A 217-nucleotide genomic window follows, 5' to 3' on the forward strand; every position below is an offset into this window, starting at 1 on the left:
TGACCGCCAGGCCTGAAGCCATGGACTCGAGAATGGTGTTGGATATTCCTTCAGCGAAGGACGGCTGGACGTAAAGTGACAGGCCGGACATGACTTCTGGAATATTGTCACTGGCGCCGGGCAGGGAAACCCGTTCCTCGATGTTAAGGGATCTGACCTGCGCCACCAGTTGCTGGCGGCAGGGGCCCTCGCCAACGATGATGAGGCGTAACCGGTC

At 59.0% G+C, this 217-nt stretch carries 1 protein-coding gene; it reads right to left on the minus strand.

The window, feature by feature from the left end; genetic code table 11:
* A partial coding sequence (locus MO867_RS23325; RefSeq protein ID WP_252473548.1) for a glycosyltransferase occupies positions 1-217 on the minus strand: 217 nt, incomplete at both ends.

Origin of the sequence: Microbulbifer okhotskensis, assembly GCF_023895975.1 — a bacterium.
Classification (GTDB): Bacteria; Pseudomonadota; Gammaproteobacteria; order Pseudomonadales; family Cellvibrionaceae; genus Microbulbifer; species Microbulbifer okhotskensis.